A 25,169-nucleotide genomic window follows, 5' to 3' on the forward strand; every position below is an offset into this window, starting at 1 on the left:
GGGCGGCATGTCTTCGCGTGCCCGCGTCCTCGTCCTCAATTCCGCGCTCGGCCCGCTCGATTATCGCGTGCCGGCGGGCATGACGGTCGAGCCGGGATCGGTCGTGATCGCGCCGCTCGGGCCGCGCCAGCTGCTCGGCGTCGTCTGGGAGCCCGAGCGGCTGCCCTCCGATGCGGAGGTCGGCGACAACCGGCTGCGGCCGCTGCTCGGCGTCGTCGACGTGCCGCCGCTCGCCGCGCCGCTGCGCCGGCTGGTCGAATGGACCGCCGATTATTATCTCGCGCCCCCCGCCGCGGTGGTGCGGATGGCGCTCGCCTCGACCTCCGCGCTCGAAGGCAAGCGCACCGCGACCGAATATCGCGTCACCGGCGAGGTGCCGCCGCGGCTCACGCCGCAGCGCGAGCAGGCGCTGGCGCGGATCGGCGACCGGCAGGGGCTGATCCGCGAGCTCGCCGATATCGCCGACGTCTCCGATGCGGTGATCCGCGGGCTGGTCAAGGTCGGCGCGATCGAGGCGGTCGAGGTGGCGATCGACAGTCCCTATCCGCATCCCGACCCCGGCTTCGGCCCGCCGACGCTTGCCGGGGCGCAGGCGGAGGCCGCCGCGACGCTGGTCGAGGGCGTCGCCGCGCAGGCGTTCCGCCCGACGTTGCTCGACGGCGTCACCGGATCGGGCAAGACCGAAGTCTATTTCGAGGCGGTGGCGGAGGCGATCCGGCAGGGCCGGCAGACCTTGGTGCTGCTGCCGGAGATCGCGCTCACCGAACCCTTCCTCAAGCGCTTCCATGACCGGTTCGGCTGCGAGCCCGTCGCCTGGCATTCGGGGCTGCGCTCGACGCAGCGCCGGCGCGCCTGGCGGGCGATCGCCACCGGCGAGGCGCTGGTGACGGTCGGCGCACGGTCGGCGCTGTTCCTGCCCTATCGCAACCTCGGCCTGATCGTCGTCGACGAGGCGCACGAGACGAGCTTCAAGCAGGAAGAGGGCGTCCATTACCACGCCCGCGACGTCGCGGTGATGCGCGGCAAGTTCGAAGGCTGTCCGGTGATCCTCGCAAGCGCCACCCCGGCGATCGAGACGCGCCAGCAGGTCGCGCTCGGCCGCTATGCCGAACTCAAGCTGCCCGGCCGCTATGGCGCGGCGGAGATGCCGACGATCGAGCCGATCGACCTGATCCAGCAGCCGCCCGAACGCGGCCGCTGGCTCGCCCCCAAGCTCGTCACCGCGCTTCAGGAGACGCTGGCCAAGGGCGAACAGTCGCTGCTCTTCCTCAACCGGCGCGGCTATGCGCCGCTGACCCTGTGCCGGACGTGCGGGCATCGCTTCCAATGCCCCAATTGCACCGCCTGGATGGTCGAGCACCGGCTGACGCGGCGGCTCGCCTGCCATCATTGCGGCCATGTCCTGCCGACGCCGCGCGCCTGCCCGGAATGCAAGGAGGAGGACAGCCTCGTCGCCTGCGGCCCCGGCGTCGAGCGGATCGCCGACGAGGTCGCGGCGTTGTTCCCCGAGGCGAAGACCGCGGTGGTCACCTCCGATACGATCTGGTCGCCCGCCAAGGCGGCCGAGTTCGTCGGGCGGATGGAGGCGGGCGACATCGACATCGTCGTTGGTACGCAGCTCGTCACCAAGGGCTATCATTTCCCCAACCTCACGTTGGTGGGGGTGGTCGATGCCGACCTTGGCTTGGAGGGCGGCGACTTGCGCGCGGCGGAGCGGACCTTCCAGCAGATCCGCCAGGTCTCCGGTCGGGCCGGGCGCGGCGCCAAGCCGGGGCATGTCTTCATCCAGACGCACAGCCCCAAGGCGCAGGTGATGCAGGCGCTGATCACCGGCGACGCCGAGGCCTTCTACGACGCGGAGACCGAGGCGCGGCGCGATGCCGGCGCGCCGCCGTTCGGTCGCTATGCGGCGATCGTCGTCTCGTCCGAGGAACAGGCCTGCGCCAACGAGGTCGCGCGGCTGGTCGCACGCGCCGCGCCGCAGGTCGAGGGGATGGCGGTCTATGGCCCCGCGCCCGCGCCGCTGGCGATGCTGCGCGGCCGCCACCGCTTCCGCCTGCTCGTCCACGCCCGCCGGGCGCTCGACGTGCAGGACGTCATCCGTGACTGGCTCGGCGCACTCGACTGGCCGGCGAAAGCGCGCGTGACGGTGGACGTCGATCCGTATAACTTCCTCTAGCAGACCAATACCGGTCCAACGGGGATGACAGATGACGACACGGCGCGGCTTTCTCGGGGGTGCGGCGGCGACCGCGGGCATGGCGTCGCTCGCCGGCGCGGCGGAGCCTGCCGGCGCGGCGATGATCGTGTCGACCTGGGATTTCGGCGCCGCCGCCAATGACGCCGCCTTCGCCCGGCTGAAGGCGGGCGGCACGCTGATCGATGCGGTCGAGGCGGGCGGCATGGTGCCCGAGGCGGACCCCGACAATCATTCGGTCGGCTATGGCGGCTATCCCGATCGAGACGGCCATGTCACGCTCGATGCGGTGATCATGGACGATGCCGGCGGGGTCGGCGCGGTCGCGGCGCTGGAGGATACCGTCCACGCCATTTCGGTGGCCCGGCGGGTGATGGAGAAGACGCCGCACACCTTCCTCGTCGGCGAGGGCGCGACGCAATTCGCGCGCGACCAGAACTTCCCCAAGGTCAATTTGCTCACGCCCCCCGCCGAACAGGCGTGGCGCGACTGGCTCAAGACCTCCGCCTACAAGCCCGAGGCGAATATCGAGAACCGCCGGCCGCGCGGCGGCGCGCTCGATCATGATACGATCGGCCTGCTCGCCCGCCACGCCGACGGCCGGATGGCGGGGGCGTGCACGACCTCCGGCATGGCGTTCAAGATGCGCGGCCGGGTCGGCGATTCGCCGCAGGTCGGCGCCGGCCTCTATGTCGAGCGCGGCGTCGGCGCCGCGACCTCGACCGGGCTCGGCGAGGAGGTGACGCGCGTCTCGGGCAGCGCGCGCGTGGTGGCGTCGATGCGCGCCGGCCTTTCGCCGCAGGCGGCGTGCGAGGAAGTGGTGCGCCATATCGCGACGCTGCGCGGCGATGCGATCAAGGGGACGCAGGTCGGCTTCCTCGCGCTGTCGCCCAAGGGCGAAGTCGGCGCCTTCTGCCTGCTGCCCGGCTTCACCTATGCGGTGACCGACGGCAATGGGGTTACGAAGGTGTACAAGGGCCGGTCGCTGTTCGCGGCGTGATCGATCGGGCCGTAGGTAGGGCCGCGCCCTGCCCGCGGCCGCGTATCGTCCAACATGGACAAGTTGGACATCTTAACGGAAACGATCGCCCCCGATCGTTTCCGGTTTTGCACTGATACGAAAGAGCCGGACGATTCGCCTGCCGCTAGCAACGTCGCGGCATGTAGGACAGCGCCCGGCCTCGCGTCAGGCGGCGCGCTCGGCGAGCACGGTGAGGCCCTTGGCATTGACCTCGGCGAAACCGCCCTGGATCGCGATCGTCTCGGGCTGGCCGCCCTCGGTCCGATAGACCGACAGCGCGCCGTCGCGCACCGTCGACATCAGCGGCGCATGGCCTTCGAGCACGCCGAAGTCGCCTTCGGTGCCGGGGACGACGACCATATAGACGTCCTCGGAACGGACGAGCTTTTCAGGCGTGACGAGTTCGAAATGGAGCATGGGACCTACAATTTGATGACTGCGATGATGATGCCGGCGAGCGCGATCTGGGTGCCGACAAGGCCGACCAGCAACTGATTGCGCGAGCGTTCGATCTCAGTCCGAACCTGCTCGATCTCGGTGCGCAACCGTTCGATCTTGCCTTCGAGGCTGAGGCGCACCTGCTCGATGCGCCCGTCCAGATCCGATCGCACCTGCTCGATCCGGCTGCCGAGGTCCAACCGGACCTGCTCAATCCGCCCGCTCAGATCGGAGCGCATCAACGAAAGGTCGGCCTTGGTCGCCATCGAGTCGCTGAGCACATGGCCGATCGCACTGGCGATCGCTTCCGCTTGTCCGGCAGGAAGTTGCGCAGCTTTAAGGTCCCTGGCGATCGAAAGCGTGTCGATAGTCACCAGGGCAGCCTAGCCCAACCGCCTGCCGAAGTCGATTACGCTTCCTGCGCGAGCTTCTCGGCCTTGGCGACCACCTCGTCGATGCCGCCGACCATGTAGAAGGCTGCTTCCGGCAGGTGATCATATTCGCCGTCGACCACCGCCTTGAACGAGCGGACGGTGTCCTCGATCTGCACGAACTTGCCGCTGATGCCGGTGAAGACCTCGGCGACGTGGAACGGCTGGCTGAGGAACTTCTGGATTTTGCGGGCGCGCGTGACGGTCAGCTTATCCTCTTCGGACAGTTCGTCCATGCCGAGGATGGCGATGATGTCCTGCAGCGACTTGTAGCGCTGGAGCAGCGACTGGACCGCACGCGCGGTGTCGTAATGCTCCTGGCCGACGACGCGCGGCTCGAGCACGCGGCTGGTCGAGTCGAGCGGATCGACCGCCGGATAGATGCCGAGTTCCGAGATCGCGCGGTTGAGCACGGTGGTCGCGTCCAAGTGGGCGAAGGACGTCGCCGGCGCCGGATCGGTCAGATCGTCCGCGGGGACGTACACGGCCTGCACCGAGGTGATCGAGCCCTTGTTGGTCGAGGTGATCCGCTCCTGCAGCGCGCCCATGTCGGTCGACAGCGTCGGCTGATAGCCCACCGCCGACGGGATGCGGCCGAGCAGCGCCGACACTTCCGCGCCCGCCTGGGTGAAGCGGAAGATGTTGTCGACGAAGAACAGCACGTCCTGCCCTTCCTGGTCGCGGAAATATTCGGCGATGGTCAGGCCCGACAGCGCGACGCGGGCGCGGGCGCCCGGCGGCTCGTTCATCTGGCCGAACACCAATGCGACCTTCGAGCCCTCGCTGATCGGATTGCCCTCGGCATCCTTGGCGATGACGCCCGCGTCGAGGAATTCGTGATAGAGGTCGTTGCCCTCGCGGGTGCGCTCGCCGACGCCGGCGAACACGCTGGTGCCGCCGTGGCCCTTGGCGATATTGTTGATCAGCTCCTGGATCAGCACGGTCTTGCCGACGCCGGCGCCGCCGAACAGGCCGATCTTGCCGCCCTTGGCGTAAGGCGCGAGCAGGTCGATCACCTTGATGCCGGTGACGAGGATCGCGCTCTCGGTCGACTGGTCGACGAACTCGGGCGCCTTGGCATGGATCGGCGCGCGCAGATCGGTGGCGACCGGGCCGCGCTCGTCGATCGGCTCGCCGACGACGTTCATGATGCGGCCGAGCGTCGCCGGGCCGACCGGGACGCTGATCTGCGAGCCGGTGTCGCGCACCGTCTGGCCGCGGGTCAGGCCCTCGGTCGCGTCCATCGCGATCGTGCGGACGGTGTTCTCGCCGAGATGCTGCGCGACTTCGAGCACCAGCCTATTGCCGTTGTTGTCGGTCTCGAGCGCCGAGAGGATCGCCGGCAGATTGTCCGGGAAGTGGACGTCGACGACGGCGCCGATGACCTGGGCGATCGTGCCGGTGGTGTTGCTGCTGCCCGTCGACTGGGTCGGGCGGATGTCGTCTGCGGCGGTGGCCATGGCGGTTCTTCCTGCTTCGGATTCGTTAGAGCGCTTCGGCGCCGGAGATGATCTCGACCAGTTCGGTCGTGATCGCGGCCTGGCGCGTGCGGTTGTACTGGATCGACAGGCGATTGATCATGTCGCCCGCGTTGCGGGTGGCATTGTCCATCGCGTTCATGCGGCTGCCCTGTTCCGACGCGGCGTTCTCGAGCATCGCGCGGAAGATCTGGATCGCGACGTTGCGCGGCAACAGGTCGGCGAGGATCTGTTCCTCGTCCGGCTCATACTCGACCACGGCGCCGGCCGAGGTGGTGGCGACGGGCGCATTGCCCTCTTCGACCGCGACCGGGATGATCTGACGGCCGACCGGCAGCTGGACCAGCGCCGAGACGAACTTGGCGTAGAACAGATGCGCGACGTCGAACTCGCCAGCGGCATAACGCGCCAGCAGATCGTCGGCGACTTCGCGCGCCTGTTGGAAGCCGAGCGTCTTGTGGCCGCCAAGCTCATGATCGGCGAGGATCGCCTTGGGGTAGAAGCGGCGCAGCACCCGCCCCTTCTTGCCGGCGAGATAGAAGCGCACGGTCTTGCCCTGCGCTTCCAGCTCCTCCGCCTTGCGGCGGGCGGCGCGGACGATGTTGGTGTTGAACGCACCGGCGAGGCCGCGTTCCGAGGTGGCGACGACGAGCAGATGCACCTGATCCTTGCCGGTGCCCGACAGGAGCGGCGACACGCCCGGACCGCCGGCGAGCTGCCGCGACAGGCTGGAGACGACCGCCTCCAGCCGCTCGGCATAGGGACGGCCGGCCTGCGCCGCTTCCTGCGCCCGGCGCAGCTTCGCGGCGGCGACCATCTTCATCGCCTTGGTGATCTTCTGGGTCGACTTGACCGAGTTGATCCGGATCTTGAGGGCCTTCAACGACGCCATTGTTGTCCTTCATGTATCCCCGCGACGGCGGGGACCCAGTACTGGGCTCCCGCCTTCGCGGGAGCACATTGAGCGGTTACGCGAAGGTCTTCGCGAACTGGTCGAGCGCGGCCTTGAGCCCCGACTTGGCCTCGTCGCCGAGATCGCGCGTCTCGCGGATCTTGGTGAGGACGCCGGCGTGGTTGGCGCGCAGGTCGGCTAGCATCGCCGCCTCGTAGCGCGTCACGTCCTGCACCGCGACCTTGTCGAGATAGCCGTTGGTGCCGGCAAAGATCGACGCGGTCTGCTCCTCGAACGGCATCGGGTTGAACTGCGCCTGCTTGAGCAGTTCGGTCAGCCGTGCGCCGCGGTTGAGCAGGCGCTGCGTCGAGGCATCGAGGTCCGAGCCGAACTGCGCAAACGCCGCCATCTCGCGATATTGCGCCAGTTCGAGCTTGATGCTGCCCGACACCTTCTTCATCGCCTTGGTCTGCGCGGCCGAGCCGACGCGGCTGACCGACAGGCCGACGTTGATCGCCGGGCGGATGCCGGCGAAGAACAGATCGGTTTCGAGGAAGATCTGGCCGTCGGTGATCGAGATGACGTTGGTCGGGATATAGGCCGACACGTCGCCCGCCTGCGTCTCGATGATCGGCAGCGCGGTCAGCGAACCGCCGCCGTTCGCGTCCGACATCTTGGCGGCGCGCTCGAGCAGGCGGCTGTGCAGATAGAAGACGTCGCCCGGATAGGCCTCGCGGCCCGGCGGACGGCGCAGCAGCAGCGACATCTGGCGATAGGCGACCGCCTGCTTCGACAGATCGTCGAACACGATCAGCGCGTGCATGCCGTTGTCACGGAAGAACTCGCCCATCGCGGTGCCGGTATAGGGCGCGAGGAACTGCAGCGGCGCCGGCTCCGACGCGGTCGCGGCGACGACGATGGAATATTCCATCGCGCCATTCTCTTCGAGCGTCTTGACGAGCTGCGCGACGGTCGAGCGCTTCTGGCCGACCGCGACATAGACGCAATACAGCTTCTTCGATTCGTCCGAGCCGGCGTTGACCGTCTTCTGGTTGATGAAGGTATCGATCGCGACCGCCGACTTGCCGGTCTGGCGATCGCCGATGATCAGCTCGCGCTGGCCGCGGCCGACGGGGACGAGCGCGTCGATCGCCTTGAGGCCCGACTGCATCGGCTCGCTCACCGACTGGCGCGGGATGATGCCGGGCGCCTTGACCTCGACGCGGCTGCGCTTGTCGGCGACGATCGGGCCCTTGCCGTCGATCGGATTGCCGAGGCCGTCGACGACGCGGCCGAGCAGGCCCTTGCCGACCGGCACGTCGACGATCGTGCCGGTGCGCTTGACGATGTCGCCCTCGCGGATTTCCGCGTCCGAGCCGAAGATCACGACGCCGACGTTATCGGCTTCGAGGTTGAGCGCCATGCCCTGCACGCCATTGGCGAATTCGACCATCTCGCCCGCCTGGACGTTGTCGAGGCCGTAGATGCGCGCGATGCCGTCTCCGACCGACAGCACCTGGCCGGTCTCGGTGACCTGGGCCTCGGTGCCGAAGTTGCTGATCTGGTCCTTGATGACCTTCGAGATTTCTGCGGCGCGGATATCCATCGTGAGTTAGCCCTTCATCGCCTGCGCGAGAGAATTGAGACGGGTGCGGATCGACGAATCGATCATCTGTGAACCGATGCGGACGACGAGGCCGCCGAGCAGTTCGGGGTCGACCGACAGGTCGACGGAAACGTCGCGGCCGACGCGCTGGCGCAGCTGCTGCTTGAGCGCATCGACCTGCGCGCCGTCGAGCGGATGCGCGCTGACCACTTCCGCGGCGACCTCGCCGCGATGCCGCGCGGCGAGTTGGCGGAAGGCGCGGATGATCGCCGGCAGCTGGCCGAGACGGCGGTTCTCGGCGAGCACGCCGAGGAAATTCTTGGTGGTGCCGTCGACGCCGAGCAGATCGGCGGTGGCGAGCACCGCCTTTACCGCCGCGCCGCGTGCGACCAGCGGGCTGGTGGTCAGCGCGCGGAAGTCGGCGTTCTGCGCGAGCGCGTCGCGGACCGCAGCGAGGCTGGCTTCGACGGTATCGATCGTGCGGGCGTCGCGCGCGAGATCGAACAAAGCGATCGCATAGCGCCCACCTAAGCTTGCCTGAATACCGCCGGATGTCTCCACGGAGCTGAAGTCCTCGTGCCGAAATGTTGGCCCATGGGGAAGAGGGCGCGCGATGCACGCCTGCTATGGGTGGCGGGCGGCTAGCATGAGGGGGCGGCAAGCGCAAGTACAGGGGGTGCAAAGTGCTGTCGCTTCGGCACTACCGATGCCGGCAGCCTGGGTTCAGATTGGCCGTGTTAGAGGACCTCCCATGGCTGTGCAGCGTTTTTCGGCAGGGCTGATCGGACTGGCGATGCTGGCCGCGGCGCCGGCCGGCGCGGAGAAGCTGCACGTCACCGGCGTGTTCGCGGCGGGCGCGCGCGATGCCAGCCGGCTGTCGACGATCGCGGTCGGCCCGTTCGGCGGGGCGGACGGGGCGGCGCTCGGCGATGCGATCGAGCGGCGGTTGCGCGCGCTCGATCGGGAGCCCCTGCCCCATGTCCGGGTGATCTCGGCGTCGCTGCGCCCCGATGCGGTGCTCACCGGCCGGACCAGCGTCGGCGTGGTCGACGACGCCTATCGCGAGCCGCGCGAGCGCTGTGCCGAGACCAAGGACGGCAAATGCGTGCGGCGGCAGCGCTACAGCGTCGGCTGCATCCGGCGGACGGTGACGCTGCGCGCCGACCTCACGCTCGACGGCCGCGGCCGCTATGCGCCGGTCAGGACGCGCGACGATCGCCACGACTGGTGCGAGGATGGCGGCGTTCCCGGCAATGTCGCGGCCAGCGTCGCGGCGATGATCGAATCGGTCGCCGCCGAGACGCGCGACGACCTCGCGCCGAAACCCGCCGACTATACGATCCGCCTCGACGAGACGCGCGACGGCCTGCCGCCGCCGCTGGCGGCCCGGTTCAAGGCGGCGGTGCGGCTGACCAAGCACGATCCCGCCGCCGCCTGCGCCGCCTTTGCCGCGATCGACCAGGACGCGCCCGATCACGGCCCGACGATGTACGACCTTGCGCTCTGCGCCGAGGCGGCGGAACGCTATGGCGAGGCGGCGGATCGCTATCTGCGGGCGCGGGTGCTGCTGCCGCGCGCCGGCGGCGAGATCAGCCGCGGCCTGGCGCGGGTCGCATCGCTGGCGGCGGGGGCGGAGGATGTCGCGGCGCTGCGCCGCCTGCCGCCGGTGGTCGGCAGCGGGCTTTGACCGCAAGCCGCGGGATGAGCGCCGCGGCGCGATCGGCTAGACACCTCATATGACGACGATCGATCAGGATGCGGCCTGGGCCGCCTTCGCCGCGCGCGACCGGCGCCAAGACGGCCAGTTCGTCGCGGCGGTGCGCTCCACCGGCATCTATTGCCGGCCGAGCTGCCCGGCCCGGCACCCGCGGCGCGAGAATGTGTGCTTCCTCCCCGACGGCGCGGCGGCGCGCGCGGCGGGGTTCCGCGCCTGCCTGCGCTGTACGCCCGACGCGGTCGCGCGCGACAGCCGCGCGGTCGCCGCCGCGATCGAGGCGATCACCGCCGCCGCGTCGCCGCTTCCGCTCGCCGAGCTGGCGGCGCGGGTCGGCTATGCGCCGCATCATTTCCAGCGGCTGTTCACCCGCGCCACCGGGGTCAGCCCCGCCGCCTATGCGCGCGCGCTGCGCGCCGAACGCGCGGGCAGCGCGTTGCAGCGCGAGCGGAGCGTCACCGCAGCGATCTACGACGCCGGCTATGGTGCGGCGAGCCGCTTCTATGCCGAGGGCGCGCAGCGGCTCGGCATGACGCCGTCCGCCTGGGCGCGGGGCGGCGCCGGGGTGACGATCCGCTGGACGATCGCGGCGACGACGCTCGGGCCGCTGCTCGTCGCGGCGACCGACCGGGGGCTGTGCCGCGTCGCCTTCGACGAGGATGAAGCGGCGCTGGCCGCGCGCTTCCCGCAGGCCGAGGTGACGCCGGGCGATGCGTCGCTCGCCACGCTCGCTGCCGCGGTGGTGGCGCTGGTCGAGGGGCGCAGCCAGGATACGACGCTGCCGCTCGACGTGCGCGGCACCGCTTTTCAGGAGGCGGTGTGGCAGGCGCTGCGCGCGATTCCCTCGGGCGAGACGCGCAGCTATGCCGAACTCGCCGCCGCCGCCGGCCGCCCCGGCGCGACGCGGGCGGCGGGCACCGCGTGCGGCAGCAACCCGCTCGCCGTGGTGGTGCCGTGCCACCGGATCACCCGCAGCGACGGCGGGCTTGGCGGCTATGCCTGGGGCGTCGCGCGCAAGCGTGCGTTGCTGGCGCGCGAGAGCGGCGACTGAGCCGGCTCAATCCTCGATCGTAAGCGGCGCCCCCAGCGCGGCGAGCGCCTGCGGCCCGGTCTTGCCGGCGTCGAGCGCGGCGAGCAGGCGGGCGGCGGGATTGTCGGTCTGGCTGTGCGCCGAATAAGCGAGCGGGCGCAACGCCGGCCGCGCCGCGTCGCGCTTGTCGTCGAGCAGCATCTGTACCGCATAGGTCAGCGCCAGGCCCTCGTCCTGCGGCACCAGCTCATGCGCGCGGCGCAGCGCCGCCTTGGCATTGTCGGTCGGCGGCGTCCCCGCCATGCGGAAGCTCTGGTAGAAGAGCTGCAGCGCATAGGCGTCGTTGGTGTCGATCTTGTTGGCGCGGAGCAGCCAGTTCCGCGCCTCGCGCCACACCGCCGGGTCCGTCGCGTGCGCGGCGGACGCGCGCCGCAGATGCACCTGCGCCCTGTAGACCAGCGCCTGCGACGATTTCGGGTCGATCGCCAGCGCCCGCTCGGCGGCGGCATCGGCGAGGTCGAGCCGCCCGGCGTCGAGCGCCATTTCCGCGAACCAGCCCTGCACCACTGCATCCTTCGGATAGCGTTCGGCGATCGGCGTCGCCTCCGCTAGGATCGGCTGCGCGGTCTCGCGGTTGACGCCGCGATCCGATCGCATCCGCAGCACGATCATCTCGCGCTCGCCCGGCGACAGCGCACGGACACTGACCACCGGCTTGGGCAGCCGCTCGATCGGGATCCGGTATGCCGCCATCGTCGATTTGTGCAGATAGGCGGACAGCGATTTGTCGAGCGTGCGCAGATCACCGAAGGCGGCGCGCGCCGCCTCCGCACCCGGTGTGCCGGCGTTGAGCGCGCGCAGATAGGCGTCGAGCTGGGCCTTCCGCGTCGGATCCATCACGAGATAATGGGTGAGCAGCCAGCCGCGGGCATAGAGCGCCGCCGTCTGCGTATCGCGCAGCTTCTGCGTCATGTTGAGCGAGAAGAGCTGCTCCGCACTGAGCGGCGCGGCCATCAGCAGATCATAGGCGCGATGCTGCGCCGGCGTGCCGAGCCAGATGGCGTCCTTGTCGAACCTCGCGGTGGAGAGGAATTCCGGATAGCCCTCCCCGAACCACGCCGGCAGCGCGGTCTCGTAATTGCCTAGCAGCAGATGATGCCCGTATTCGTGGAACAGCACGACCTGCGGGTGGAGCGCATTGATGTCGTCGGGCCGCTCGTCGCGCGCCGGGGTGAAGGCGACCGATCCGCTCGCCCGCCCCTGGTAGAAGCCGGCGATATGGTCGCCGCCCTTGCCGAACAGCCGACGGACGGCGCTGTCGTCGGCGACGACATAGACGGTGAGCTTGTTCGATCCGTCCCCCTCGTTCGCCGGGATGGCGTTGAACATCCGCACGAGGCCGTCGAACCATTCGAGCCGCTCGGCGCGCTTCTGGACGAGATCGGCGCTGCCTTGCGCATAGACGATGAAATGCTTCGACGTCGCCTCATACCATTCCGCCGCCACTGGCTGTGCGACGGCGAGCGCGAGCAGCGACACCCAAATTTTGCCGAACCGCATCCTCATCCCCCCCCTGCGGCACGAGGGTAAACCCGTGTCAGCCCGCATGGCAATTATAGACGAGCTTCTCATTGGGCAGCGGCGGCAGCAGCGCGCGGATCGCCGCCTGCTGCTGCGCGATCCGTTCGATCGCGGCGGGATCGACGGTACATTGCGACGCCTTGCCCTGATCCGCCTGCGCCTGCTGCTTGCGGACCTGCGCCATCGCCTGCGCGCCGAGCATGTAGCGCGTGTCGGTATAGCGGCGGGTGACCGGATCGAAGGTGACGACCGAGACGGTCTGCTCCTGATCGGGCACCACCACCCGCTCCCACCGGTCGGCGGTCGGCAGATATTGCACGCCGCCGGCACAGCCGCTGCGCCCCCAGCGCAACGCGACGTCGCTGGTCGGCGAAACGGTGACGCGGCTGCGATCGGGCTGGAAGGTGCAGACCAACTTGCCGAGCGGGGCATTGGGCACCGACTGGCTGACCACCACCGACACCGGCGGATGCGTCGGCTCGGCGGCCGGGCGCAGCACGAAGACGACGATCGCGACGATCATCGTCAGGCCGCCGATGCCGCCCGCCCATAGCGCCGCGCGCCGCCGCCGCTGGATCGCGCACAAGGCCGCGGCGCCGACGCCCATCGCGCCGAGCACGAGCAGCAGCCCGGCAACGCCCATCACATTCTCGCGCCGCGTCTGCGCCGCCTGCCGGGCGCGGGCGAGCGCCTCCTCGCGATCGATCTCGGCATGGGTGGCGGCGTCGCGCTGGCGGGTCAGCGCGTCGGTGCGGGCGCGGACATCCGCCTCGCTGTCGTCGCGCAGCCGTTCCTCGATCGAGGTGCAGGGCGTGCCGACCGCGACATAGGGCTGTTTCGCCTCGCGCAGGAAGGCGGCCAGCTCGGTATCGGCGATCGCGAAGCCGAACGAGCCGTCGCCCTCCTCGCCGCGGGTGATCGCCGAATTGATGCCGATCACCCGGCCGCAGCGATCGAGCAGCGGCCCGCCCGAATTGCCGCGCGCGATATTGGCGGTGTGGAGCAGCACCTCGGTGCCGGTCAGGCTGCGTCGCCCGGAGAAGACGCCTTCCGACCGCACCGGCGACGTCGGCCGGATATAGTCGGCGGCGGATTGCGCGGTGGCGAGATCGACGTTGCCGGGATAGCCAAGCGCGATCACCGCATCGCCCTCCCCGACCGGCCCGGTGTAGAGCGCGGCGGGCGGCAGCCGCGCGCCGGCGAATTCGATCAGCGCGAGGTCGCGCTTGGCGTCATAGGCGACGACGCGCCCCTGATAGCTTTTGTCGCCCTCCGACGGCACGACGCCGATCACGACATTGTCGGGATAGCGTTCGGCGAGCTCCATGACGTGCGCATTGGTGACGATGCGGTTGGGCGCGATCGCGACGCCGCTGCCGTGGCCGAAGCCGACCACCTGCCCGTCGACCACCGCGATGGTGACGACGCGGACGACGCCGCGCGCCGTCGCGCCGATATCGTCGGCGGCGGCGGGACCGGCGCCGAACATCAGCCAGATCGGAGCGAGAAGAAGAAGCAGGCGGCGCATCGCGCGCCTTCGAACGGCAGCGGCGCCGCCCTGTCAAGCACGGCATCCAGGCTGCATCGCTACCGTTTTGGTTTGGTTAGGAAAATCTCAAACTCTCCTGCCTAGGCCTGAACGCCGAAGGTCGAGGATAGGTGTATGAGCGCGTTCGGACGTCGGAACGGAATGAGCGGACAGCCGGTGCGGCCGGCGTTTGGCGTGGCGCGGCCGATGCAGGGCGGCGCGATGCCGCGTGCGGAGGACGCCGCCGGCAGCCAGTTCCCGCCGATCGACACGATCCCGCTGCCCGGCAGCGATGACGCGGGCGCGATGATGCCCGCCGGCACGGTCGACGCGATCCAGCGCCTCACCGACCGGCAGAACGCCAGCGGCGACGCCGGCAGCAGCCGTAACGAGGGCTTCGAGGCCTCGATCCACAAGATCAAGGAACAGGTGCTGCCCCGCCTGCTCGAACGGGTCGATCCGGAAGCGGCGGCGACGCTCGGCAAGGACGAGCTCGCCGAGGAATTCCGCCCGATCATCGGCGAGGTGCTCGCCGAGCTCAAGCTGACGCTCAACCGCCGCGAACAGTTCGCGCTCGAGAAGGTGCTGGTCGACGAGCTGCTCGGCCTCGGGCCGCTTGAGGAACTGCTCGCCGATCCGGCGATCACCGACATCATGGTCAACGGCCCCGACCAGACCTATGTCGAGCGCAAGGGCAAGCTCGAACTCGCGCAGATCCAGTTCCGCGACGAGGAGCATCTGTTCCAGATCGCGCAGCGCATCGTCAATTCGGTCGGCCGCCGCGTCGACCAGACCACGCCGCTCGCCGACGCGCGCCTCAAGGACGGCAGCCGCGTCAACGTCATCGTCCCGCCGCTGAGCTTGCGCGGCACCGCCATCTCGATCCGTAAATTCTCCGCCAAGCCGATCACGCTCGACATGATGGCGGGGTTCGGCTCGATGAGCCCGAAGATGGCGACCGCGCTCAAGATCGCCGGCGCGAGCCGCTTCAACGTCGTCATCTCTGGCGGCACCGGCTCGGGCAAGACGACGATGCTCAACGCCCTGTCGAAGATGATCGACCCCGGCGAGCGCGTGCTGACGATCGAGGACGCCGCCGAACTGCGCCTGCAGCAGCCGCACTGGCTGCCGCTCGAAACGCGGCCCGCCAATCTCGAGGGCCAGGGCGAGGTGAGCATCCGCGACCTCGTCAAGAACGCGCTGCGTATGCGCCCCGACCGCATCATCCTCGGCGAGATCCGCGGGTCCGAATGTTTCGACATGCTCGCGGCGATGAACACCGGTCACGACGGCTCGATGTGCACCCTCCACGCCAACTCCCCGCGCGAGGCGCTGGCGCGTATGGAGAACATGGTGATGATGTCGGACATCAAGGTGCCGAAGGAGGCGATCAGCCGCCAGATCGCCGATTCGGTCGAGCTGATCATCCAGGTCAAGCGCCTGCGCGACGGGTCGCGCCGCGTCACCAACGTCACCGAGGTGATCGGCATGGAAGGCCCGGTGATCGTCACGCAGGAATTGTTCAAGTTCGAATATCTCGACGAGAGCGCCGACGGCAAGATCATCGGCGAATACCGCTCGATGGGCCTGCGCCCGTACACGCTCGACAAGGCGAAGCAGTTCGGCTTCGATCAGGCGTTCCTGGAGGCGTGCCTGTAGGGGGCGGACGCGGGTTGTGGAAAAAGGCCTGACCGGGCCCGCATTCAACGCAATATCCGTTCCCGCACGGCGCCTTTGCCGCTATCTTCGCCGCCATGCGTATCCTGCTTCGCCCGCTCCTCGGCCTCGCCTTGCTGCTCGGGACGCTGTTTGGCGCGGGGCCGGCCTTTGCGGCGGTGACGATCACCTTCTGGAGCCATGAGCTCGGCAACAGTTTCCCGCACGCCTTCTTCACGCTGCGCGGCGTGCCGGACGCAGGCGGCGCACCGGTCGACGTCAATTACGGCTTCACTGCCAAATCGGTGTCGCCCGCCTTGCTGATGGGCAGCGTCGCCGGGCGGCTCGATATCTCCAGGCCCTTCTATATCGGCACCAGCGACGCGCAGTTCGCGGTGGTGCTGAGCGACGCGCAATATACGCAGGTGCTCGGGCTGATCGCGGCGTGGGACGAGAAGACCGGCGACGGCCGCTACAATCTCAACGACCGCAACTGCGTCCACTTCGTCAAGGAAGCCGCGCGCATCGCCGGGCTGACCGGGCTCGATCATCCCAGGCTGATGAAGAAGCCGCGCTCTTATTTGCAGGCGGTGGCGGCGGCCAATCCGGGACGCGTCACCGTCATCCACCAGCATGGCAAGGCCTATCTCGCCTCGCTGCCGCCGCTCGCCGCGCTGCCGGTGGCGCAGCCCGCGCCGGCGTTGCCGGCGGCCGCTGCCGCCGCGCCCCCGCTGGCGACGGTGCAGCCGCTGCCAGCCCGCTGACACCATTCGATTCGTCGCAGCTGTGGAGCGGCTGAACGCGGATCGCGGCGACTGACCCGCCCGTGTCGCCGGTCCATGATCCCTCCCCTCTATGATGGGGCAGGGATCATGGGGTCATGGAAGCGGGATCGCTTTGAACAAGCCGAAACCGCATCGCGCGGGCCAATCTGTCGCTCGCGTCACCGTTCGACAACGGTTGACCGACGTGCGCGCGCGCGTCGCGAACTGGTTTCCCGACCGCGAATTCATCATGCGCTCGCAGGGGCAGGTCCGCTTCCTGCGCGTCTCCGGGCGGACACAGAAGCGTGCCGCGGTCGGCGTCGTCGTGCTGACGCTCGCCTACGGCGGATCGCTGACCGCGCTGACCGTGATCCGCTGGCATGAATCCTACGATATCGACAAATTGCTCAGCCGGCAGGCGCGCGTCGAGAAGGCGGAGAATCGCGTCGCCGCCTATCGCAAGAATCTCGACGGCGTCGCGTCCGACCTGCAACGCCGGCAGGACTTCATCGAGAAGGTGACGCAGACGCGGCTCGGCGAGCTGCCCAAGGCCGCGAGACACGGCGACACCGTCACCAACAGCAGCACCGAAGCCGCCAAGACCGTCCGCAAGGTCAGCGCCGCGGTGCCGGAGGCTGCCAATCTCGCGCGGATGGAGGCGCGGCAGCTCGCCTTCGTCGAGAGCCTGACGCGCTATGCCGATCATCGCAGCGCCGCCGACGTCGCGATGCTGCGCAAGCTCGGCCTCAACCCGCAGATGATGCTCGCCGCGCTCGACGACGGCGACGCGATGGGCGGGCCGCTGTTCCCGATGTCGACCGACGCCGACGGCTCGATCGATCCGCGCTTCGCACGGCTCGGCGCCAGCCTGTCGCGGATGAGCGCGATCGAACAGGGCCTCGCCCGCGTGCCGCAGGTGCTGCCGGCGAGCATGAATTCGATCTCGAGCGGCTTCGGCTTCCGCTCCGATCCCTTCACCCATCACGGCTCGTTCCATCCGGGGCTCGATTTCCGCGGCCCGCGCGGTGCGCCGATCTATGCCGCCGCGCGCGGCGTGGTGACCTTCGTCGGCCAGCGGTCCGGCTATGGCAATTGCGTCGAGGTGACGCATGGCGATGGCCTGGTCACGCGCTACGGCCATATGTCCGGTTTCCACAGCCATGTCGGCCAGCAGGTCGCCGCTGGCCAGACGATCGGCGCGATCGGCTCGACCGGGCGATCGACCGGACCCCATCTGCATTTCGAGGTGCGGATCAACGACCGCCCCGTCAACCCTCGCCCATTCCTGGAGGCGCGCACCCATGTTTCACCGCCGATCACCCGCCCCGACTCCCGTCCATCATCATCAGCCAAGGGTAGCGACTGAGCCCATGAACAAAGCGTCCACCTTCTCGATGATCGGCGCCGACGTCTTCATCGAAGGCAATCTCTCCGCCACCGCCGATCTGCATATCGACGGCCAGGTCCAGGGCGACATCACCTGCACCTCGCTGGTCCAGGGGCCGTCGAGCGAGCTGACCGGGCTGGTCAGCGCGCAATCGGGGCATCTCGCCGGTACGGTACGCGGTACGATCACGATCAGCACGCTCGTCATCCAGCGCAGCGCGCATATCATCGGCGATGTCCATTATGAATCGCTGACGATCGAACAGGGCGCGCGCGTCGAGGGCCGCTTCGCCAAGGCGGGCAGCGAAGTGCCGATGCCGGTGCCCATGCCGGTCGACGACCATCCGCTGATGCTCGAAAGCGACTGACGCCCGGGCCGGCGGTGCCGGGACCTCCGGGCGGTCGAGACCGCTGCGAACGTCTCGCCGCCGCCCCGGCCTCGTTCCGCGCTCCGACGAGCCGCGAGGTCAGGGGCTGATGCTCCTGAGGAACCGCGGGTGCCGGAACGCGGCCGGCATGTCGGCGGCGGATTTGCAGAGGTTGCGTTCAGTCGGGCACGACCTCGATCACGTCGAGCGTCGAGTGGAAGCCGGGGAACGGCAGCACCAGCCGCCAGCGCGCCGCGTCGATCCGTTCGACCAGCCCCGCCATGTCGCGCTGGCGGTCGCGGCCGTAGCGCATCGGCCGATCCTCGTCGCCGAGCGCGAGCGTGCCGAGGAAGATGGTGCGCGAATCGGTGCTGTCGAACAGATTGCCGCTCGCCCGCTGATCGCCGTCGGTGACGAAGCGACGCTCCATCCCCGCTTCGGTCACCCGGCAGGCGGTCCAGCTGCCGGTGAGCAGCGGCGGCCCGCCCGCGCCGATCCCGCCCAGCCGGTGCGTCCGGCAGCGGTAGCGGCCGGGATGCAGCGCCGCGCCCTCGATCACCCGGTCGGGATCGAACAGCGCCGGGTCGGCAGCGAGTCGCGCCCGCCCCGCCTCGCTGCCGCGGACCTTGGCGAGCGCCTGCACCCAGGCGTCACGCCAGCCGCGCAGCCGTTCGCGATCCTGCCGCGTCGCCACCTTGCGCCAGTCGCGGTCGCTCGTGTCCTGACCGCGCACCGCGGCGGTGGCGAGCATTGCCCCGGCGAGCGAGACGGCGATGATCCGCGCGATCCTCATGCCGTGGTCCAGCCGCCGTCGACCGACAGATTGGCGCCGGTGATCGCCTTCGCCTCGTCGCGGCACAGGAACAGCGCCAGCGCGGCGACCTGTTCGGGGGTGACGAATGCCTTGGTCGGCTGCGCGGCGAGCAGCACGTCGTTCATCACCTGCTCGCGGGTCATGCCGCGCGCCGTCATCGTATCGGGGATCTGCGCCTCGACCAGCGGCGTCCAGACATAGCCGGGCGAGATGCAATTGACGGTGACGCCATGCTGCGCGGTTTCCAGCGCGATCGTTTTGGTCAGCCCGACGAGGCCGTGCTTGGCCATGACATAGGCCGATTTGTTGGGGCTGGCGACGAGGCTGTGCGCCGAGGCGGTCGAGATGATCCGCCCCCAGCCCTTCGCCTTCATCAGTGGCACCGCGGCGCGCATCGCATACCATGCGCTGGTCAGGTTGATCGCGAGGATCGCCTCCATCTTCTCGGGCGGAAACGACTCGATCGGCGCGACGTGCTGGACGCCGGCGTTGTTGACGAGGATATCGACGCTGCCGGTCTCGTCGGCGGCCCGCTCGACCAAAGCCGCGATCTGCTCGGGTTTCGTCATGTCGGCGGCATCGTAGAGCGCCGCCGCGCCGCTCGCCGCAGCCAGCTCGCCGCGTATCGTCTCGATCGCCTCCGCGTCGCCGAAGCCGTTGATCACCACCGCCGCGCCCTCCGCGGCGAAGGCCCGCGCATAAGCGAGGCCGATGCCCGAGGTGGAACCGGTAATCACGGCGGTCTTGCCCTTGAGGATCATCGCGCTGCTCTCCTGCTGTCGCCTGCCGTGTGCGTCGTCGGCGCGGCCGTTGCAACCGGGAGGCGGGTTGGGGCATTCGTAACGCAAGCTAAACGGAGTTCCGCATGCGCCTCGACGATTTTGACCCCAACATTGACGTCGGCGATCAGGGGAATCGCGGCGGCGGTTTCGGTGGTGGTGGCGGCGGCGGCGGTCTGCTGTTCGGCCTGCTGCCTTTGATCGGCAGTCGATTCGGCTGCGGCGGTATCGTCGTCGTCCTGCTGCTGATGGCGGTATTCGGCGGACTCGGCAATTTGGGCGGGATGCTCGGCGGCGGCGGCAGTGGCACGCAGGTAACGCGCTCCGCTCCGGCGGACGGCGGCTCGGCCACACAAGTCTGTACGTCCGACCCGGCAAAAAAGGCAGCGTGCGATGCCTTCAGCTCGGCACAGAAGACATGGACGGCGCTGTTTGCACAGAGCGGTAAGCGGTTCGAAGCGCCCGGCTTGCGGTTCTTCTCGCAGAACGGCCAGTCTGGCTGCGGCGCGGCGCAGTCGGCGATGGGGCCGTTCTACTGCCCGACGGATCAGCGCATCTATCTCGACACCAGCTTCTTCAACGAACTCGCCAACCGCTTCGGCGCCAAGGGCGATTTCGCGCAGGATTACGTGATCGCACACGAATTCGGCCACCATATCCAGAACCTGCTCGGCACCTCCGATCAGGTGCAGCGCATTCAGCGCAGCGGCAGCGAGACGGAGGGCAATGCCGCCTCGGTCCGGCTCGAGCTTCAGGCGGATTGCTATGCCGGCGTGTGGGCGGCGCAGAACCGCAGCCGGATGGACCAGGGCGATCTCCAGGAAGGGCTGACCGCGGCGCAGGCGATCGGCGACGATACGTTGCAGAAGGAATCGACCGGCCGCGTCGTCCCCGACAGCTTCACCCACGGCACCTCGGCGCAGCGCATGCACTGGCTGCAACGCGGCATCGAGACCGGCGACCCGGCGCAGTGCGATACGTTCAGCGGCGCGATCTGATCGGCGCCGCCGGCGGGGCGATCACCGCCCCGCCAGTTGCCGCGCGAAATGCACCTCGACCGCCTTGGTGACGCTGTCCGCGATCCGCTCGCGGCCTTCCTTGCTGTCGAGGAAGGCGGCGTCGACCGGGTTGGAGATATAGCCCGTCTCGAACAGGATCGAGGGCAGGTCGGGCGCCTTCAGCACCATCAGCGAGGCCATGCGGTGGAACACCGGCTTGGTCGGGATCAGCGGCTTGGCCTCCCGACCGAGCAGCCGCGCGAAGCTCGCCGAGCTGTTCATCGTCTCGCGCTGCGCAAGGTCGATCAGGATCGACGAGACGTCGGCGCCGGCATCGCCGAGATTGACGCCGGCGATCACGTCCGCCTTGTTCTCCCGCATCGCCAGCCGCGCCGCTTCCTTGTCGGAGGCGACCTCCGACAGGGTATAGACCGACGCGCCGCTCGCATCGCCGCTGCCGACGCTGTCGCAATGGATCGAGATGAACAGGCTGGCCTTCAGCCGCCGCGCGACGCCGTAGCGCTCGCGCAGCACGAGGAAGCGGTCGTCGTCGCGGGTCAGCGCCACCCGCACCCGCCCGCTGGCGAGCAGTGCGTCGCGGATCGTCCGGGCGATCGCCAGCGTCACGTCCTTCTCGCGCAGGCCGGTGACGGGGTTGATCGCGCCGGGATCGACGCCGCCATGGCCGGCATCGATCACCACCAGCGGCCGGCTGGCGTCGCCCGTCACCTCGGGTAACGGCGCGCGGCGGGCGGGCGGCGGCACCGGGATCGACAGTTTGTAGCGCGGCCGCGCGCGCCATTGGCCGAGGTCCATGGTGAAGAAGCGCAGCGGCCCTGCCGCCACCGCCGCGGCGACGCGCGCCGGATCGGCGGGTTCGAGCGACACCGTCAGCCGTCCGGCCGCGTCGAAGCCGCCGTCGCCGATCACCGCGGGACGACCGAGATCGAGCAGCAACCGCGTGCCCTGCCCCGCCCGCCATTGCCGCACGCGCGTCACCAGCCCGCCGCCGAGCGCCTGCGCACCGGGAATCGCCTGCGCGATATCGATCGCGATCTGGCGACTGTCGTGGAGCAGGACCGCGGTGGCGTCGCCGACCGGACCGTCGAAACCGATGACGACGCGCCCGCCGCTCACCGCGACGCTGCGGATCGCCGCCGCCTGCGCCGGCACGCTGGTGCACCAGCCGACGATAAGGGCGAGCAACGCAAGCATCGGGCGACCTTGCCGCGTCGCGCGGGCGCTGGTCCAGCGAAAAGCCATGACGAATTCCTTGGCCGACGGTATCTGGCCGTCGCCTGAACCCGATCGGTACGCCGCCGCCTGCCAACACCGGGTTGCCCGGCAAGGTTAAGCCGCCATTCGGCATGATCTTGCCGCAGAGTGCGGCCAATTCGTGCCAGTTGCGATACGAGAAGCGCAATGCTACCAACCGACTGCACCCATGCGTCGCGCTTCATTCGTGCAAGCGACGCATCGGTCGCCGCGCCGTCCTGGCGCGGTTTTAACCAGGTTGACGCTCGCATGACGCATTTTCTCAACGTTCGACACCGCCCGGCTCCGGCCGGCGGCGTGTCGGATGTGTGGGAGGGCCGTGCCCCCCGACATGCGCGGCGAGCAGACGCATTCTCACCATCCCGCGCCGGTCCGCCCGGCGCCACCTATCAACGCGCAAGCGCGCCCTCCGGCTTATTCCTTTCAGGACCGTCCGCAGGAGCGCCACGCGCGCGGAGACCGTTCAATGACCACGCGTATGCTGATCGACGCACGCCACCGGGAGGAAACCCGGGTCGCCGTCGTCAAGAATAACCGCATCGAGGAATTCGACTTCGAGAGCGTCGAGCGCAAGCAGCTCAAGGGTAACATCTATCTCGCCAAGGTGACGCGCGTCGAACCGTCGCTGCAGGCGGCGTTCGTCGATTACGGCGGCAACCGCCACGGCTTCCTCGCCTTCAGCGAAATCCACCCGGATTATTATCAGATCCCCAAGGAGGATCGCGACGCGCTGCTGCGCGAGGAGGCGGAGCATGCCGCCGAGGAAGCCGCGCTGCGCGCCGAGCATGACGACGACGACGCCGAGGGCGACGATCACGACGAGGGCGACGATTACGACGATCACGACGACGCCGATCATGACGAGGCGGGCACCGACGAAGGCACGTCGGACGGCACGTCGAAGAAGCCGCGCACCGCGAACGACGAGGAGGTCGAGGCGTTGCGCCAGCGCCGCATGAACCTGCGCCGCCGCTACAAGATCCAGGACGTGATCCGCCGCCGTCAGGTGCTGCTCGTCCAGGTCGTCAAGGAAGAGCGCGGCAACAAGGGTGCGGCGCTGACCACCTATCTCAGCCTCGCCGGCCGCTATTGCGTGCTGATGCCCAATACGTCGCACGGCGGCGGCATCAGCCGCAAGATCAGCAACGCGTCGGACCGCAAGCGCCTCAAGTCGATCATGGCGGACATGCAGTTGCCGCCGTCGATGGGCTGCATCGTCCGCACCGCCGGGCTGCAGCGCACCAAGGTCGAGATCAAGCGCGACTTCGATTACCTGGCGCGGCTGTGGGACGGCATCCGCGACGCGACCCTGGGCTCGTCGGCGCCGGCGCTGATCTATGGCGACAGCGACCTGATCAAGCGCGCGATCCGCGACATCTACAACAAGGACATCGACGAGGTGATCGTCGAGGGCGAGGAGGGCTTCCGCCACGCCAAGGACTTCATGAAGCTGCTGATGCCGAGCCACGCGCGGCGCGTCCGGCAATATGCCGACGCGGTGCCGCTGTTCCAGCGCGCACATGTCGAGGATCAGCTCGCCGCGATGTACCATCCGGTGGTGCAGCTCAAATCGGGCGGCTATCTGGTCATCAACCCGACCGAGGCGCTGGTGTCGATCGACATCAACTCCGGCCGCTCGACGCGCGAGCATAATATCGAGCAGACCGCGACCGCGACCAACCTCGAGGCGGCGCAGGAGATCGCGCGCCAGCTGCGGCTGCGCGACATGGCCGGGCTCGTCGTCATCGACTTCATCGACATGGACAACAATTCCAATGTCCGGAAGGTCGAGAAGGCGATGAAGGAGGCGCTCAAGGACGATCGCGCCCGCATCCAGGTCGGCCGCATCTCGTCCTTCGGCCTGATGGAGATGAGCCGCCAGCGGCTGCGCACCGGCGTGCTCGAAGCGTCGACGCGCGCCTGCCCGCATTGCGAGGGCACCGGGCTCGTCCGCACCGCCTCGTCGGCGGGCCTGTCGGCGCTGCGCCTGATCGAGGAAGAGGCGGCGCGCGGTCGCGGTTCGCTGCTGACGCTGCGCGCCAGCCAGGAAGCGACGATCTACGTGCTCAACCGCAAGCGCGCCGATATCGCCGAGATCGAGGATCGCTACGGCGTCCAGGTCGAGATCATCCCCGATCGCGAGGAGGAGGGCGCGCGCATGTCGGTCGAGGCATCCGGCCCGCCGCCCGCCTATGCGCCCAAGATCGAGGCGCTGGTCGAGGAAGACTATGACGACGTCCCCGAGGAGATCGAGGACGAGGAGGATGAGGAAGAGGTCGTCGAGGCCGAGGCGGAGCCGCGTCGCGAGGGCGGTCGCCGGTCGGAACAGCGCGAGGAGCGCAGCGATGACGACGGCGAAGGCCGTCGGGGTCGCCGCCGCCGTCGGCGCGGGCGTCGCGGTCGCAAGGACGAGAATGGCGAGACGTCGCAGGACGAAGCCGCGCTCGACACCGAGTCGGTCGACGGCGAAGCCGAAGCCGAGCCGGTCGAGGCCGATGCCGAAGCCGATGGCGACGCCGAAGCACCGGTCGAGTCGGGCGAGCGTGCCGAGGGCGAGGGTCGCCGTCGCCGCGGCCGTCGCGGTCGCCGCGGTGGCCGTCGTCAGGACGCCGCCGGTGACGTCGTCGCGACGGAGGAGGCCGACGGTGGCGCCGAAGCCGATCTGCCGCCGGCCGATCTCGAGCCGATCGTCGAGGCGGCGGATGCCGGCCCGGTGATCACCGGCCTCGATGCGCCCGAGCCCGCCGCCGCCGAGGATGCGACGCCGGTCGAAGCGCCCAAGACGCGCCGCCGTCCGCGTGCCCGTGCCGCCGCTCCGGCCGCCGAGAGCGTCGAGACGACGGCGGTCGCCGAGCCGGTCGAGGCGGCGCCGGCCGAGCCGGCCGAGCCGCTCGCCGAAGCCAAGCCGAAGCGCACGCGCAAGAAGAAGGTCGACGCGCCGGTCGCCGAGGCGGCAGAGCCGGCCCCCGTCGCCGAGGTGGCTTCCGAGGAGAAGCCGAAGCGTCGCCGCACCCGCAAGGCGGCGACCGAAGAGGCCGCACCGGCGATCGAGACGGCCGCGCCCGCCCCGGCCGAACCCGAAGCCGCCGCAGAGCCTGCGGAAGCGGACGACGCCGCGACCGACGCCGGTGGCGAGACCCCGCGCCGCGGCTGGTGGCAGCGCACCTTCGGCGCCTGAGCCCTGCCCCTTCCCCGTCCGCGCGCCGGACGGGG

Annotated in this window: 21 protein-coding genes; 10 read left to right on the plus strand and 11 right to left on the minus strand. The window is 69.3% G+C overall.

Going from position 1 to position 25,169, the window contains the following annotated elements; all coding sequences use genetic code 11:
* The first annotated feature begins 7 nt into the window (after positions 1 to 7).
* Entirely contained in the window at positions 8 to 2,179 is a 2,172-nt protein-coding gene (locus PBN85_RS13805) for a primosomal protein N' (RefSeq protein WP_271299360.1), read from the plus strand.
* 31 nt (positions 2,180 to 2,210) lie between these two features.
* Positions 2,211 to 3,197, plus strand: coding sequence for a N(4)-(beta-N-acetylglucosaminyl)-L-asparaginase (locus tag PBN85_RS13810; RefSeq protein WP_271299361.1), 987 nt, complete (start codon positions 2,211 to 2,213; stop codon positions 3,195 to 3,197).
* A gap of 186 nt (positions 3,198 to 3,383) precedes the next feature.
* Here the strand turns inward: PBN85_RS13810 and PBN85_RS13815 are convergent, their stop codons facing one another.
* From PBN85_RS13815 to PBN85_RS13840, 6 genes are all read right to left on the minus strand, one after another.
* A complete protein-coding gene (locus PBN85_RS13815) occupies positions 3,384 to 3,635 on the minus strand; it encodes an ATP synthase F1 subunit epsilon (protein ID WP_037535488.1) in 252 nt (83 codons plus the stop codon).
* Between the two features lie 5 nt (positions 3,636 to 3,640).
* The gene (locus tag PBN85_RS13820; RefSeq protein WP_271299362.1) at positions 3,641 to 4,030 is read right to left on the minus strand and encodes a hypothetical protein; all 390 of its coding nucleotides are present in this window, start codon (positions 4,028 to 4,030) and stop codon (positions 3,641 to 3,643) included.
* Positions 4,031 to 4,065: 35 nt separating this feature from the next.
* A complete protein-coding gene (atpD, locus tag PBN85_RS13825; protein ID WP_037532219.1) occupies positions 4,066 to 5,547 on the minus strand; it encodes a F0F1 ATP synthase subunit beta in 1,482 nt (493 codons plus the stop codon).
* A 25-nt stretch (positions 5,548 to 5,572) separates the two neighbouring features.
* Entirely contained in the window at positions 5,573 to 6,457 is an 885-nt protein-coding gene (locus PBN85_RS13830; RefSeq protein WP_037532215.1) for a F0F1 ATP synthase subunit gamma, read from the minus strand.
* 76 nt (positions 6,458 to 6,533) lie between these two features.
* On the minus strand, positions 6,534 to 8,063 hold the full coding sequence (atpA, locus tag PBN85_RS13835) for a F0F1 ATP synthase subunit alpha (protein WP_037532212.1): 1,530 nt from the start codon (positions 8,061 to 8,063) through the stop codon (positions 6,534 to 6,536).
* A 6-nt stretch (positions 8,064 to 8,069) separates the two neighbouring features.
* The gene (locus PBN85_RS13840; RefSeq protein ID WP_037532210.1) at positions 8,070 to 8,624 is read right to left on the minus strand and encodes a F0F1 ATP synthase subunit delta; all 555 of its coding nucleotides are present in this window, start codon (positions 8,622 to 8,624) and stop codon (positions 8,070 to 8,072) included.
* A gap of 190 nt (positions 8,625 to 8,814) precedes the next feature.
* Here PBN85_RS13840 and PBN85_RS13845 point away from each other — a divergent pair, with 190 nt between their 5' ends.
* Together PBN85_RS13845 and ada are read left to right on the plus strand one after the other, a co-directional pair.
* Complete coding sequence (locus PBN85_RS13845; protein ID WP_271299363.1) at positions 8,815 to 9,750, plus strand: hypothetical protein; 936 nt, start codon at positions 8,815 to 8,817, stop codon at positions 9,748 to 9,750.
* Between the two features lie 49 nt (positions 9,751 to 9,799).
* Positions 9,800 to 10,828: a bifunctional DNA-binding transcriptional regulator/O6-methylguanine-DNA methyltransferase Ada gene (ada, locus tag PBN85_RS13850; protein ID WP_271299364.1), complete on the plus strand. Its 1,029-nt coding sequence runs from the start codon at positions 9,800 to 9,802 to the stop codon at positions 10,826 to 10,828.
* Positions 10,829 to 10,834: 6 nt separating this feature from the next.
* Here the strand turns inward: ada and PBN85_RS13855 are convergent, their stop codons facing one another.
* Both PBN85_RS13855 and PBN85_RS13860 read right to left on the minus strand, forming a co-directional pair.
* On the minus strand, positions 10,835 to 12,373 hold the full coding sequence (locus PBN85_RS13855; protein ID WP_271299365.1) for a hypothetical protein: 1,539 nt from the start codon (positions 12,371 to 12,373) through the stop codon (positions 10,835 to 10,837).
* 31 nt (positions 12,374 to 12,404) lie between these two features.
* The gene (locus PBN85_RS13860) at positions 12,405 to 13,916 is read right to left on the minus strand and encodes a S1C family serine protease (RefSeq protein WP_271299366.1); all 1,512 of its coding nucleotides are present in this window, start codon (positions 13,914 to 13,916) and stop codon (positions 12,405 to 12,407) included.
* Positions 13,917 to 14,051: 135 nt separating this feature from the next.
* Between PBN85_RS13860 and PBN85_RS13865 the strand changes: the two genes are divergently transcribed.
* From PBN85_RS13865 to PBN85_RS13880, 4 genes are all read left to right on the plus strand, one after another.
* Positions 14,052 to 15,575, plus strand: coding sequence for a CpaF family protein (locus PBN85_RS13865; RefSeq protein ID WP_271299367.1), 1,524 nt, complete (start codon positions 14,052 to 14,054; stop codon positions 15,573 to 15,575).
* Between the two features lie 95 nt (positions 15,576 to 15,670).
* Positions 15,671 to 16,336 (plus strand): hypothetical protein, encoded by a 666-nt coding sequence (locus PBN85_RS13870; protein ID WP_271299368.1) that lies wholly within the window; start codon positions 15,671 to 15,673, stop codon positions 16,334 to 16,336.
* A gap of 250 nt (positions 16,337 to 16,586) precedes the next feature.
* On the plus strand, positions 16,587 to 17,702 hold the full coding sequence (locus PBN85_RS13875; protein ID WP_443026785.1) for a peptidoglycan DD-metalloendopeptidase family protein: 1,116 nt from the start codon (positions 16,587 to 16,589) through the stop codon (positions 17,700 to 17,702).
* 4 nt (positions 17,703 to 17,706) lie between these two features.
* On the plus strand, positions 17,707 to 18,090 hold the full coding sequence (locus PBN85_RS13880) for a bactofilin family protein (RefSeq protein ID WP_037532199.1): 384 nt from the start codon (positions 17,707 to 17,709) through the stop codon (positions 18,088 to 18,090).
* Between the two features lie 178 nt (positions 18,091 to 18,268).
* Here PBN85_RS13880 and PBN85_RS13885 read toward each other — a convergent pair whose 3' ends face one another.
* Both PBN85_RS13885 and PBN85_RS13890 read right to left on the minus strand, forming a co-directional pair.
* A complete protein-coding gene (locus tag PBN85_RS13885; RefSeq protein ID WP_037532197.1) occupies positions 18,269 to 18,883 on the minus strand; it encodes a DUF4893 domain-containing protein in 615 nt (204 codons plus the stop codon).
* Positions 18,880 to 19,665 (minus strand): 3-hydroxybutyrate dehydrogenase, encoded by a 786-nt coding sequence (locus tag PBN85_RS13890; RefSeq protein ID WP_271299370.1) that lies wholly within the window; start codon positions 19,663 to 19,665, stop codon positions 18,880 to 18,882. Before PBN85_RS13890 ends, PBN85_RS13885 begins: the two co-directional genes overlap by 4 nt.
* A 104-nt stretch (positions 19,666 to 19,769) precedes the next feature.
* On the opposite strand from PBN85_RS13890, the gene ypfJ reads away from it, so the two are divergent.
* Positions 19,770 to 20,681 carry a KPN_02809 family neutral zinc metallopeptidase gene (gene ypfJ / locus PBN85_RS13895; RefSeq protein WP_037532191.1) on the plus strand — a complete coding sequence of 304 codons (912 nt, stop codon included), beginning with the start codon at positions 19,770 to 19,772 and terminating at the stop codon, positions 20,679 to 20,681.
* 21 nt (positions 20,682 to 20,702) lie between these two features.
* Here the strand turns inward: ypfJ and PBN85_RS13900 are convergent, their stop codons facing one another.
* Positions 20,703 to 21,944, minus strand: a complete 1,242-nt coding sequence (locus tag PBN85_RS13900; RefSeq protein WP_037532190.1) for an N-acetylmuramoyl-L-alanine amidase family protein — start codon at positions 21,942 to 21,944, stop codon at positions 20,703 to 20,705.
* A 490-nt stretch (positions 21,945 to 22,434) separates the two neighbouring features.
* Between PBN85_RS13900 and PBN85_RS13905 the strand changes: the two genes are divergently transcribed.
* Entirely contained in the window at positions 22,435 to 25,134 is a 2,700-nt protein-coding gene (locus PBN85_RS13905) for an Rne/Rng family ribonuclease (RefSeq protein WP_271300900.1), read from the plus strand.
* Positions 25,135 to 25,169: the final 35 nt, after the last annotated feature.

This window comes from Sphingomonas sp. CV7422, from assembly GCF_027945725.1.
Lineage (GTDB): Bacteria > Pseudomonadota > Alphaproteobacteria > Sphingomonadales > Sphingomonadaceae > Sphingomonas > Sphingomonas kyungheensis.